The sequence below is a fragment of the Algoriphagus sp. genome, assembly GCF_013373065.1.
GTDB lineage: Bacteria > Bacteroidota > Bacteroidia > Cytophagales > Cyclobacteriaceae > Algoriphagus.
This window is the reverse complement of record NZ_JABXIN010000002.1, coordinates 232925-247115: the sequence shown is the minus strand read 5'-3', so window position 1 is coordinate 247115 and position 14191 is coordinate 232925. Positions and strand designations below refer to the sequence as shown.

Below are 14191 nucleotides of genomic sequence, written 5' to 3'. Positions count from 1 at the left end.
TTAAGATTGTGGTAATTGGATGAGAAATGCAGTGCCTTTTCCAATCTCAGTATTAATATTCAATTCACCTCCATGTGCTTTGATGATATCATGGGTAATGCTAAGCCCTAATCCAGTTCCTTCCGTACCTTTTTTAGTGGTAAAGAAAGGTTGAAGGATTTTATCCTTGATCTCATCAGGAATTCCCGGACCATTATCTCCAATGCTGAGTAGAACCTGTCCCTTTTTTAGGGTCGATGACACCGTGAGCTTGGGATGATAGTCTGTAGTGGAGGTTTGGATTTTATCCCGCATGGCATCGAAGGCATTGTTGCAGAGGTTAAGGATTACTCTGGAAAAGTCTTCTGAAATCAAACTGACTTCACCGATTTGGGGATCCAAGTCCAATGCAATGTCCACATTGATGGGGGCTTTGCTGGCGCGCATGCCATGGAAGGAAAGGTTTACAAATTCCTTCACCAAGGAGTTAAAAGGTTGAGGAGCACGTTTACTTTCGGAAGCACGACTATGCTGCAACATGGATTTGACGATGCGGTCGGCTCGACTCCCATGTTCATGTACCTTGGTGAGGTTACTTCGTACATCTTCCAGGATGGAGATGATTTCTTCCTTTACCTCTGAATTTTCGAGATTTTCAAGTTCTTCAAATACCTCTTCAATCAATTCTTTACTCAGGTCCGAGAAGTTGTTGACGAAGTTTAGTGGATTTTTGATTTCATGTGCGATTCCTGCTGTAAGCTGACCAAGTGAAGCCAACTTTTCTTGTTGGATCAATTGGGCCTGCGTGGTCTTAAGTTCATTTAGGGCAATCTCCAATCTGTCTCGCTCTTCACTGATCAGGCGAGCCTGAAGCTCTGCTTTCTCCAGATCAACAAAACGGGTATAAGCCTGCTCAAATACCCTCCCCATTTGCTTTAGAAATTCATTTTCTTCTTCTGAAAAAGGCCTTCCTTCGTGATTGATGATAAAAATACTGGTGTTGTCAGATACCACGCAGGATCTGGCGTAACCGGAATAAAGAGAAAGCAGGTACTCTTGCCTTTGGATGGGGGTGTTTATAAACTGCTCGTGATTAAAGAGATGCCTAAAAAAAGTGTGTTTTTCTTGGACATCATAAAGCTCAGTAAAGAAGGGCTCTCTGTTTTTTATTCCGTTCGAAAGCGTAGTATAGATCGGGAGATCAATAAAGGGCACCATGACTTTTCTGATATAATTACCCACACCTCCTGCACCCCAACAGTAAAAACCCTCCTCCAGATCTTTGTTGATTACGATAAAGGCACCACCGGAAATGTCTATTTCCAATTCTTTGAACTGATCGCTTACGGTTTTGATCACATCTTGCAGTTCGGTGGATTGATGCATAGCAAGAGACCTCGAGCGAACCCTCTCCAAAGCAGTTTTTACCTTCTCTTCTCTTATTCGGGCTTCCGCTTTTTTCAGATCTTCGAATCGCTTGTAAGCCAAATCAAATACCCCTGCAAATCGAACCAAGGTATCCAGGGATTCCTGTGGAGGGTTAGGAACTTTCCCTGAAAGGCTAAATCCTAATTCTCCATGGGAGGTTCGGGCAATGATAAAGGTAAGACCTCCCAGTTGATGAATATCTTCTTCAGAGGGAGCGTTGGGATCTGCAAGTTCGTAGTGCCCATAGGTATTCATACTTTCCAGATAGGCCCAAGCCTCCTCTGCGTTCAGGTCCATGATGTAAATGGGCTTTTTGCCTTTTTCCCAGCGCATTAAGTCTGGAAATTCCTCGTGAACAGATTTGGGTAGAGATATGACCATGCCGATCCGATCCCCATCTTCAGAAGTCATGGACATTTCGTAGGAATCCGGCAGCCAGCTCATGTGCCAGAAGTAGTCTGCCTCATGACCTAGTGAGATGAATTCTTTTCGCATGCCAACCACTATGTCAAATAGGTCAGAAGACTCTCTCATCGCGGTGACCTGAGCTCGGATTCGCTCCAGACTGAGTTCCAATTTGGCTTCTTTTGCTTGTGCTTCAGCCTTTTTGATGTCTAAAAAACGCGTGTAACTCTGTTCAAAAACTTTGGCAAAACGCATAAAAATCGAATGCGATTCAGGTACGGGTTTGTAGCTGATAAAAATCAAATACCCATACTTCATGAATGCCACATGGTCGATTTGGTAGCTTGGGAAGGGAATTCCAGCCTCTTTCATCTTTAGCAATTGCTCCCCAACACCTGGCAGACTGCATAAATACTCATAGTGAGCAGGACATTCCGTTTCATCAATTTCATTGACCAAAAAATCTGTTCCCATTTTCCCTGCCTCATAGTAGCGTAAGAAAATTCCTTCCTTGGGTGTGCGGTATTGGGAAAAGGTTCCTTCTCCATTGCTACCCCATTCGATGGAATCATGGGGATCATCGTAAATATTGAAGGCACAAAACCAAGTTTCAACCCCCAAAGCCTGCACCTGCTTCACCAATTCCCTAGAGAGATCGGCCAATTCCTTACTGGAATGCATGGCCATACTTCGTGCTCTTACCCGTTCCAAAGCCAGCTCAATCTGAGCCTCCCGATGTCGGTGTTCGGCTGCCTTTAAGTCTTCAAATCTTTTATAAGCCAAATCAAATACCCCAGCAAATCGAACCAGGGTTTCCATGGCATCTGGAGAAGGGTTAGGAACTTCTCCCGGAAGACTGTACCCGATTTCTCCGTGAGTCGTCCGGGCCATCACAAAGGTGAGCCCTCCAATATGTCGTATATCATCCAAGCTTGGTGCTTGGGGATCCACACGCTCAAAATCACCCAATCGGATCATTTTGTCCACATAATCTACCGCAAGATCTACATCCATGGCCAAGACAAAGGAGGGCTCAGTCCCTTTTTCCCAAGCCGCCACTGGTGCAATGTCACCATGAATATGTCGGGGGAGGGTCATAACCATACCGATTTGGGTACCATCCCCAGAAGTCATGGCTTTTTCATAAGTTTCTGGAAGCCATCGCATATGCCAGAAGTAATGTGCTTCATGGCCCAGCTTTACAAATTCGCTTCGCATGGTAACCATGATTTCCAAGAGATCGGATGACTCCTGCATGGCTGTGACCTGTGCTCGGATACGCTCTAGTGCTAATTCGATCTGTGCTTCTCTATTTCTTTCCTCGACCTGTTTTAAGTCATTGAAGCGGATATAGGTTTGCTCAAAAACTCTCGCGAATCGGACAAGTATTTCATTTTGAATTCCAGAAAAAGGAGTGGCCGAATAATCAATAATATAAAGCCCGATATTCTTCATGAGAATTCGTGAAATAGCTAAGCCGGGTGAATCCAGCAAAGCATCCGTTATTTCTTTCGGTGCTTCTGGTAAATATTTCCAAACAGTAAGTAGCCAGCTGTTTTTTTCTTCCTGAGAATAGACTTTGGTGAAGAGCTGTCCCTGCCCATGATCTCTATGGGTTAAATATTCCCGATTGATCACATGATCAAAGTAGGGTATAAATTGCTGGGTTGGATATTCAGCAAAAGCATCTGTCATCCAAATTTTGAAATCATCGGTTTCTTGATAGTCAATCACAAAACCTGCATTATCAATTTTGAAATTTAATTGAACCAATTGTTCAAAGATGATCTGGATGACATCACGGAGCTCATCACTTTTTTGCATGCCAATAGAGCGGCTTCTCACCCGTTCAAGAGCAGTTTCAATTTGAGCTTCTCGGGCTTGGGCTTCTGCTTTTTGGAGGTCAAGAAAGCGCCTATAGATTAATCCAAAAACCTTGGCGAAGCGGAGTCCAATAGTTTGCTCCTCTGGATTAAGCTCTTGTCTAGCAATGATGTTTATTGAACCTTCATTGAAGAAGAAACTATAATAGAATTCACGATCAGGAAAAACTTCAGGTTTGGGTACATTCAAAGCCTTTGTTGCAACTTCGTAATATTCTTTCAGCTCCTTACCTTCCATTTCAGCGAAAAAGTAGTCTTTCTTTTGTCGGGCTGCTTCTATATAGTTTTTGTAAAATTCATGTTGCTCGCTATTTGCCTTTCCTAGAATTTTGGTTTCAGCTTTTCCATCTTTCTCAGTGACAAGCCAAAGCTCTGCCTGACCCTGATCTAAATCTACCAAAGCAATACCTACTCGTACAGAATCGATTCCCAGCTTATTCAATTCTTGGAAAACCACCAATGCAGTATCAGCAAGTTCGGAACTTGAATGCATGGCCATAGATCTGGCTCGAACCCTTTCAAGAGCTGCCTCAATTTGTGCGTTTCTTGCTTGTTCTTCAGCTTTTTTTAGATCCAGGAAACGGGTGTATGCTCTTTCAAATTCAGTGGAGAACCGCTTTAGAATGGTTTTTTCCTCTTCAGTTAGTTTTCGTCGGATATTGATCCCGAAACATCCATAGCGCATGTATGCTTCTGAGTAGAAGATTCCTTCAGGAAATAATTCTGCTTTGAGTTTTTTTGCTCCATCCAGTAATTCTTTCCATACCTCAAAAAATCCTTCAACCTGATCTGGAGCAATGAATTCTTCCAGGATAATTTCGGGTTGGGCCCAGGCGTCAAAACAAGCTTTGGTATAGGGTTCTGATTTATCAAGTGGATAGGTGATCTGTTTGCTTTTAAAGAGTGTTTTTCCATTTTCGGTTTCGGACCAACTCGCCCAAAATTGATGTTCTTGGTTTGATTCATCCGGGAGCCAGACATAAGAAAACTCAGAAGGGATTCCCAATTCTAATAATTGCTGATGGAAAGTGTTGGAAATGGTTTTGATCTCGTCCGAATGCTGCATCAGCATACTTTGGGTACGGGCTCTTTCTAGTGCTACTTCGATCTGCGCCTCTCGTGCCTGTGCTTCTGCTTTTTGGATATCGATGAATCGCTGATAGGCCAAGGAAAAAACCATATGGAAGCGCTTGAATAAGTTTAACTCCTCTTCCTTGATCGCTTTATAGCGAGTGATCCCCAGCCCACCTTCGCCAATAGAAAGAAAGCAATACCCCAATTCGGAGCTTTCTTCAATCAAAGGATCAGGGAAATGATTTTCCTCTTTTCTGTGGGCCTCAAATTCCCTCAGCGCTTTTCCTTTCATATGCCCCATAAAGTGTCCGTCCCGTGAGGCAAGCATCTGATGGACCATTTCCTGCTCGACAGGATTTTTGAAATATTCGGTTTCTTCGATGGTGGTCTGATCATACGCTGGAAAATACTGGTAGCAGCTGTAGAGACCTGCTTTTTCATCGATGATGGCAATCTGAATGTTTCGGATTTGATCCACTCCAAACTCTTCCAGCTGACTCGAAATTACTTGACACACATCAAGTAAGTCTTCAGGCTTTTTCATCCCCATCGCAACGGCTCTTACTCGTTCAAGACCGGCCTCAATCTCTAATTCGCGGTTTTTTTGCTCCAACTCGACGGTCCGGCGCTTCACAGCTTCACGGAGTTCCTGATTTTCTCTGCTGATTTTTTCGATTGCCAGGGTTTGCCCTTCACCCACTCGCATATCTGGAAATGAACCATGTTGTTGGGCTACTTTCCAGCCTTCAGAAGTTTCCCGCAGGAGGGTGGAGATTCGAATAGTGGCATAAAAACTCCATTCCTCTTCGGTCCATACGTATATGTCACAGGTCTCATTGATCAATACGTGTGGTTCAATTAAAATTGAATGGATTTTCCGATTTCTCATTTCGGCTCTGCCTCCCAATTCATCTCGTTGAGCCTTTAAAAAAGCAATACCCTCTTCTTTGGAGTGGCAGATTTCGGTTTCAGAGGTTCCGATCATTTCATAGCCATCGTCCAAGGTGGAAGCAAAGGACTCTACATCGAATCTCAGATAGCTATCCCAGTAAGTATGATAGACTTCAAGTGCCCGGTCTATACGGGTATTTTTTTCCTTCATTGGAAAAGAATTAAAGTAAAAACAAGGATCCTTTACAGGATACTATGAGGCGTAAAGTCTCTTTTCCAGATAAAAGCAGGAAGTAATTCGTGTTAGAAATTATCGACTGGTAAAAAGAAAAGAGCAGAATCTGATGGCTTAGTCTTCAAGGAAATAGTTTGGTCTTCTCAAAATACAAAATCCTATCAAAACCATCTTATTTATCTCCTTGATTTTCTTGGGCTTTTTGAAAAAATGGATAGTAGTTGTATTAAGCTAACTTGAAATAATTCAATTCCAAAAACTCTGTTTTAGGTTTTTGCTGTTTTAGGATTTAGAGCTGTTGATTATCGAGATAATGATTATGACCAGTTTAAGGTGATTAACTGGATCTAAAAAATCCAACCATGCCTCCTCTTATGAGTATCTATGTTTGGATAGTATTTTGGTTAATTTAAATATTATTGGGTTGACTTATTTCCGGATTTCATCAAATGCTTCTTTAGTGTCTGTCAGCAGGTAATCGACCATTCTAGAATAAAAAAGATCCATTCCATCGATATTGATACCTCCCATTCCATCTGTGTAAGTAATAACCTTAATTGCTTCTTTTGGAGGCTCCATCCGAATGGATCCAAGTACAAGTCCTTCCAAATAACCTTTTAAAGGACCTATTGGAGCGAATTTCTTTTCGTTTTCCTCCCGATATGGGACAGGATTAGGCCCAATCAATGTCATTGTAACCGCAGTTAAATATGTTCCTTTTTTATCGGAAGTGAAATAATTTTCAATGATTAAAAAAGCATCCAAATCAAGTTCTCCTGCAAGCTTACCGACTGCCCTCCAAATTTTTGGATCAGCATTGGCATAACCAACTCGTTTAAGTCCAGGAATATCCACTTTCACATCAGGAAGTAACCCTCCTCTAATTTTCTTTTCAGCAGCAGCTGTTGCTTTAAATAAACCAGAAATTTCAAATTCTGTATCTTCATAGATTTTTTTCTTTTGATCAGTGTCATTGTAATTATCAGGAAGAAGAATATAAACATCATGGTTTTGATGTACCCTATCATTCATGGGGAAGTAGGTCTTTTTGAAAATGGCATCGATCAGGTAAATTCCTCCCAATTGACTCATAGTTATACTCTGATACGAATAGAGGTTAGTTTTTTCGAAAGAGGCGGGATCAAAAACACTAAAGCTGAGTAACCCTATTTTTTCAAATTTCGGTAAATCTTCATCTGAAAGGGCAAACTTTTTAACCTCGAAAGTATTATGAATCACCTCAGCAGCAGTTTTTTCAAACTTTTTATCATCCAAATTTGCCCATTCTTCGAAGGTTTGGGCACTTAAATGCAAGGTTGTAAGTAGAGCTACGATTACAAGAGTTGTTATATTTTTCATTAGGCTGGGATTTAGGTAAAATATAAAAGTCTGTAAGTTCTCTTAATTTAATTATAAATTATTAAAAATCATTCAATAACAACTCGATTTAATCCATTCTTATCAAGAATAATCCTACTTTTTCATCAAAAAAATATATAGAGGGGGCGCTTTTAAATAAAGAGAAATAGAATTTGTTATGCAGGTGAATAAAAGTCGATTGGGCAGACGTTATAGCATTTACCAATGTCTTAAACATATCAAGAATTGATTTTCCTCTTTTCAATGGGCCTCAAATTCCCTCAGCGCTTTTCCTTTCATATGTACCATAAAGTGACCGTCCTGTGAGGCAAGCATCTGATGGACCATTTCCTGCTCGACAGGATTTTCGATAGCCATCGTTTCACCTTCCTGTACCCGCATATCGGGAAAAGAACCATGCTGTTGAAGCACTTTCCAGCCGGATTTTGTCTCAGGCAGGAAGGTAGAGATTCGAATTTTGGAATAGAAAGTCCATTCCGGTTCGCCCATAACTTAGATATCGCAGCTTTCAATGATCAATACTAGATCATTGGTTGCCTAGGAGAAAATTTGGTGGTTTCGCATATTGGTCTTTCCGACTACTTCCTGCATTTGGCCTTTGAAAAAGGCAATGCTTTCTTCCTTATTATGGGCAATTTCACTTTCCGAGGTGCCAATCATTTCATACTTCTCGTCAAGCTTGGAGGCGAAAGATTCTAAGTCCCCTTTTGATATAGTTTTTCCAATACAACTCGTAGATTTTAAGGGCGATCCTTTCCTTATCTGTTGTCATTTATCCTCAGATTCAATCGGTAAATAGATGATCATTTCGGTGCCTTCACCTTCGATACTCTTCACCCGAAGATCACCCCCATGTGCTTTGATAATGTCATAGCTTAAACTCAAACCCAATCCTGTCCCACTACCTGTAGGTTTGGTAGTAAAGAAGGGTTGGAAGATTTTATCGATGATGGCTTTGGGAATTCCACCCCCGTTGTCCTTGACGCAAATCTCTACCCCGCCTGAGCCTCCCAATTCCACCAAACGGGATTGGACGGTTACCTTGGGTAAATAGGCTTCGTTCCCATTTTTAAAGGCACTTCGACTCCGCTCAGCGCAAGCGTAGAAGGCATTGTTGATCAGGTTGAGAAATACCCTTCCTATATCCTGAGATACCACCTTAACTTTTGGAATATCCGGGTTTAAATCTGCCTCGAAATCTGCCGAAAAGTTTTTGTCTTTTGCTTTCAAACCATGATAACTGAGCCTCAGAAATTCATCGGCCAAAGCATTCAGGTTGGTCAGCTTTTTTTCTGTATTGCTTCCCCTACTATGTTCGAGCATGCCCTTGACGATGGAATCAGCCCGTTTTCCATGATGCTTGATTTTACTGAGGTTTTCTTTTAGATCTTTTCCAATTGACTTGGCATCCTCCAGGTTTCCATTTTCCAGCTCCTCATTCATTTCCTCTACCAATTCCTCACTTACTTCGGAGAAATTGTTCACAAAATTCAAAGGGTTTTGGATTTCATGGGCTATACCCGCGGTGAGTTCACCAAGAGAGGCCATTTTTTCAGCATGGATCAGTTGGGATTGGGTCGATTTAAGTTCCTCGTAGGCTTTTTCGATTTCTTTGGCATGAGCCAATTCTTTTTCCCTGTTTTTCTCTTTTTCTCGGGCTAAAACCCTGTTTGTCTGTATTTTGACCAATGCATAAACCAACAATGCAAACCCTAAGAAATAGAGCGTGAATGCCCACCAGGTAGCATACCAAGGAGGAAGGATGGTGAAGCTATAGGTGATTTCTTCGGATAGCGTATTGAAGGTGTTTTTAGCACGGACATGGAAACTATAGTCGCCATAAGGAAGGTTTGTGAATTCACGGGAGACCTCGTCGTTCCAGTCCTCCCAGTCTTCATCATACCCTTCTAGGTAGGTTTGAAATTGGACCTTGTTTTCTCTTACAAAAAAAGGAGAGGCATAATTGAAAGAAATCCGATTGGCTTTAAAAGGAATTTCGGGGGATTTACCATTTAAAAATTTTGCAACAGGAAGAGCACCTTCAGTACCCGAAATTGAAGTAAAATACAATGGGATCTGGTAGTCAGTTTTGTATTGCTTATTTGGGTCTATTCTGATCAATCCTTCGTCAGTTCCTATCCAAATGACCTCACTTGGTTCAGTATATCCTGAAGCCACGCCACTCGCTGTTATTAAATTCACCGGATAAGTTTCCAGAATAAAACTTCCATCAGGCTGTATTACGGCATATCTTTTTTCTCCTTTGAAGTCCAAAAAAACATTGCCGGTTTCTCCAACACCCAAACCATAAGTATCCAAATTGATATCTGCTACTTCATCGGAAAAGCTAAATACTGGATCGCGCTCAAAGCTTTGGACGGAAGTATTGAAAAAGTAAAAGCCATCAATACCCGATGTATAAACCTTCCCCCCTATGGGTCCCACTGCTAGGCCTGATAGCCCTCTGATTCCATCATTTTCACTATACTCCTGTACTCGAGAATTGGGGATGTCCAATCTTCCGGAAGCTGTCTTTGGCAAAGAAATGCGGTACAATATTCCGGCTTGGGTTCCACCCCACAGCTCTCCTTCCTCGTTTTCAGCCAATGAATAAACAGCTCGTGAAACACCTGTTATTGGGCCAATGTCTTCGTATTGATATTCTCCATTACTCCCTAATTCCCTTCTAAAAACCTGAATACCGAAATTCCCACTGATGAAAACATATCCCTTATGCATCTCAGACACCAATATTCTTAAGGTTTGATAGCCTGCCGTTTGGGGAATAATTCTGGCTTGATTGCCTCTTATTTCATAAATGCCTACACCTGTACTCAAAACCCCATTGGTATCAGCATGCAGATCAAAAACCTGAGTATTGGGTGTCCCGTCCACTTTTTTGACAATTCCGTCGGACTTGTCAATGTATAATACACTGGTAGAAGTGCCGATGTAAAGGGTATTGTCGAAAGCCGAGAGTGAAAGGGCATTTCCGATTTCATAGGTATCGGAATCAAATCGGGTAAGGGGAGAGAATATTTCGATTTTGGAAAGCCCGCTATTGGTCCCTACCCATAGATTGTTGGTATTATCCAAATGGAAGGCATAGACGCTTTGATCTGGGATGGAATTTTTAATGTTAAAGTGGGCCTTGATAGCACCTTTTCGATCTATGATGAAAAATCCTTGACCTAATACACTTAAGGCATAGGTACTATCAGGAAGTGCTAGCGCCTTATATAGACTTCTCTCCTGTAGTAATGAATCAATGGCCGTGGGAAAAGGAATAAAATGCTGTCCATCATACCTAAAGAGCCCCCCTGCAAAAGCACCTACCAAAAACTCTCCGGAATCATACGAAAGCAGCACTTGGACTCGGTCTTTTCCCAAAAATTCACTTTCGGGGATCAATTCTAAAACACCATCATTTTCTTTAAAAAGTCCTAGGTTCATTTGATGTGCGTAGTACTCCCCATTGAGACTAAAGCCATACATAAACTCGGTATCAGGTTTCCATATTTTGAGGTTCCCTGATTGATCTTTTGTTGCTGGAGTGTAGATGAATATAGCTTCTCGTGCCTGGAAGTAGATTTTACCTTTACTTTCTCGGATAGACCAGATATCATTGAAGATAAAGTCTGAGGGGAATCCATCCAAAAGGGATTTTTCAATCGTCTTGCCTGTGGAATCTGACGTTACAATTCCAAAATCTCCCAAGGAACCGTAGTAAAAAGTGCCATCAGAGGCGAGTAATGTAGACCGGACATTGGTGTTGAATTCTGTGCTTGGAGAAGCTAAAAGATTCCAGTTTTTTCCATCAAATTTTTGCAATCCTGAGCTGGTACCTACAAAAAGAAAGCCGTCCTTGTTTTGATTGACATTCCAAACTTGCTGCCCGGCCATAGAATTGCCCCCTATCACATAGTTGGTATAGCTTGGTACTCCTTTGGAAGCGTTGATTTGGGCTTGTGATTCGAATCTGACCTGTGTCAATAAAGCAATCAACATGAAAAAATAGATGTGCTTGGAACAAAAGGAGGAGAGGGTTAAAGATTTCATATTTTGGAAAATTGGGAGCGAGGAGGTACTAGCTCGGGAAGATTGTAAAAAGAATAAGTTGTATAGATAAATGGTAATTTAATCATGCTTTGATTTGGAATCTTCCATAGTGATGCTTTTCCCATACTTAGTTAGACACTTTGATTTTCAGGCATGGAAGATTTCATGGGAGAGAAATCTGGAAATCCAGATTAATAGCATTATGCCTTACCAAGCGCAATCTTAGATTCATAAAAAATCAAAAGAAGCTTAATTAAAATCCCCTTCTGGGATTTTTTGGGTAGATATTAACAGAGTAAGCTTGGAAAGGAGACTTGCCTTTTAATCCAAAATTTTTCTGCAATGAGAAATTTAGATCTGTTTTAGCTAAAATTTCTTCTTTCTAAAATACAAATCCCTCTTCTATTTACAATAGGATTTACTCGAAATTTTGAAAGTTTAATCCAATGAATACAAATCACTTAGAAGTAAATTTCTATTCATTTTCCTGTAAAAATTTAAGGCTTTCTACTATCTAAAATTTTTAATAAAAAGTTTATGAATACTCCTGCTTCTATTGGGGTTTTAGGGCTTGGTTCTCTCCAAGGTGGCCTCTACGATTTCTTTGAGTCGCTCAAGCTTGAGCAAGTAATTGCTAACCGCCCAAAACTGATTGTCCATGTGGTTTTCGAATTCCAAATCTTGAAATAAACTATGATTTTGAAAGCCAAATTTGGACCGGCCGTTTACTCTCCCGAGTCCATTATAGTCAATGTTTTTCATCGATCCCTTTTTGGTTAGGTAGGGAAGGGTTTGAGTTTGACTGATTTCATCCATGGTATCATAGCCTTCTGTTTTTTCGTCTATTTCACTCACCCAATCAAAGATTAGGATGCGCAAAGAATCTGAAGAAATCAGATTCATTTTTCCAGAGGAAATCAGTTCGGAAATGACAGATTGACTTGGGTTATAGTCGAAATAATCGATGGAGAGGTAGATGAGACTGTCTACAGGTTGATTGGTTAGGCTGGATTCCGGCTCATTCATTAAACTCATGACTTCTTGAATAGCTTCAAGTATGGCCTTATGATAGGTGATGGTGGAGTCAAGTTTTTGCTTGTTTTTCTGAAACTCCAAATGCAGGTCATTAAGAGTTGCCCGTTCCTTGATCCTATTGATGCGTTGATCATTCCAGGTATTGATTTGCAAGGCGATTAGGATTCCAAGTACCACTAAAAATATTTCGCCAACGGCATAGGTCAAGTATCGGGTTATTCGGTCTTGCGAGAGTAGTTTTTGGCGGATTTTTCTGAAAAATGAAATCATATGTATATCTCTATCATAAGCCCTGAAGCTCTCTTTCTATTAAATCCTGTAATCGGGCATTCTGCTTCCGCATTTCTTTGTACAGATCCAACATATAGGCATTATTTGCAATAGCTAAGATCCACCCGTTTCGAATCACTTTGTTATTCATGATTTCTCCGGCTTCTCGATTCAGATTTCTAAGTCGATCTTCACTTACCTCCTCTATGGGAATTAGCCGATTAGTCTTTCCCAAGGTATCCAAGTTGATTAATGGGAGCCACTCATAATTAGCCAACTCATCATAGATATAGTGGTCATAGTCTCTTCGCATGTGGTTTCTGTTTTGGACAATTTCAGCATTTAAAATTTCCATAGACATGAGAAGATCTTTGATCGTGTCGTTTCTGATTAGGCTTAAATTTCCCGAACTGGTCAATTCATTGAAGGTATTGTTATTCGGGGTGAACTCATACCAAAAATGGATCATCAAAAATTCATCATTGACTTCCCGAAGCTCCTCCAGGGTACTTGGAGTATTCATTTTCATGACTTTCAGGGCAGAATTGATGATGTCTTTTCGATTGTTTGTCATCCGATCGAGGCCTTCAATATCCCGATTTAGATCTCGTTGAAGCCCATGGAGATACTTTTTTTCAAGTTGCCGCTCGAGACGGTTTTCATTCCAATTATTCACCTGAAGTGCAATCAAAATTCCGATAACAACTAAAAAAATTTCGCCCAAGGCATATACCAGGTATCGGGTGACCCGATTTTGGGAAAGGAGATTTTGGCGGATTTTTCGAAAGAAGGAGATCATATAATCAGTGGATGAATAGGGTTGTCATTATCTGTCGATTCTTTTCAATTCTACCTCTAAATCGTGTATCATGGACTCTACTGATTTTTGGAGATTGGTATAAAAGTACCCCAAAAAAGATCTAGTCCGGTTTTGTTGGGTCTTGATAAAATAATGGTACTCCTGATCAGTTTTGAGGGATTCAAAATCTTTGGGAACCATACTTCCGTCAAAAGTATTATCCTTCCCCTCAAAATTATGTCCTGATACAAAGCGACCCGGAAGTATATGCCTCATTTGGTATTGCACTTCAGCAATTTCTTCTTGCTCAGCTTTTAGGAAAAAATCATATTGGGAATCATAAACAGCGATCAGCTTATTTCGGATATCATTGTTGGAAATGATGTCCAAGCCCCTTGATTTTGCGGTCTCGAAGGAGCTGGTCGAGTGGACGAAATGAATAGGGATAAGAGTATAATTGAAGTGAAAAGCCAGAGAATCATGGTAGGATCCGTCATTTTCTAAAACTTCAAGGATTAGGTTTAGGGCGGTCTGGCTTTTCCTGAGTTCATTCATGTTGAATTTGATTTCCTCCAGATCGGTCATCAGTTCCGTTTTGCAGCCTTTGAGGATTTCAATTTCCGCTCGTTTTCTAGCTTTGTTCTCTCCGTAGTTTGACAGCTCAAAAGCCCCATAGATACCGATGATTAGTACCAAAATCTCAAAGAAGTATTCCGGCCATTTTTCTTTGAGGATGGATAGGATTCGTTTCAT

General features: G+C 40.9%; 7 protein-coding genes. All 7 read right to left on the bottom strand.

From position 1 onward, the window contains the following. The 7 genes from HWE15_RS02420 to HWE15_RS02390 all read right to left on the bottom strand — a co-directional run bounded on the left by HWE15_RS02420 (position 1) and on the right by HWE15_RS02390 (position 14191). Positions 1-5871 carry an ATP-binding protein gene (locus tag HWE15_RS02420; RefSeq protein ID WP_290505901.1) on the bottom strand — a complete coding sequence of 1957 codons (5871 nt, stop codon included), beginning with the start codon at positions 5869-5871 and terminating at the stop codon, positions 1-3. Between the two features lie 453 nt (positions 5872-6324). Beyond that, entirely contained in the window at positions 6325-7254 is a 930-nt protein-coding gene (locus HWE15_RS02415; RefSeq protein WP_290505900.1) for a hypothetical protein, read from the bottom strand. A 261-nt stretch (positions 7255-7515) separates the two neighbouring features. After that, positions 7516-7764, bottom strand: a complete 249-nt coding sequence (locus HWE15_RS02410) for a hypothetical protein (protein ID WP_290505899.1) — start codon at positions 7762-7764, stop codon at positions 7516-7518. A gap of 279 nt (positions 7765-8043) precedes the next feature. Continuing rightward, positions 8044-11334, bottom strand: coding sequence for an ATP-binding protein (locus HWE15_RS02405; protein ID WP_290505898.1), 3291 nt, complete (start codon positions 11332-11334; stop codon positions 8044-8046). Positions 11335-11898: 564 nt separating this feature from the next. After that, entirely contained in the window at positions 11899-12639 is a 741-nt protein-coding gene (locus HWE15_RS02400; protein ID WP_290505897.1) for a DUF6090 family protein, read from the bottom strand. Between the two features lie 13 nt (positions 12640-12652). Then, on the bottom strand, positions 12653-13438 hold the full coding sequence (locus tag HWE15_RS02395) for a DUF6090 family protein (RefSeq protein ID WP_290505896.1): 786 nt from the start codon (positions 13436-13438) through the stop codon (positions 12653-12655). 27 nt (positions 13439-13465) lie between these two features. Then, positions 13466-14191 carry a hypothetical protein gene (locus HWE15_RS02390; protein WP_290505895.1) on the bottom strand — a complete coding sequence of 242 codons (726 nt, stop codon included), beginning with the start codon at positions 14189-14191 and terminating at the stop codon, positions 13466-13468.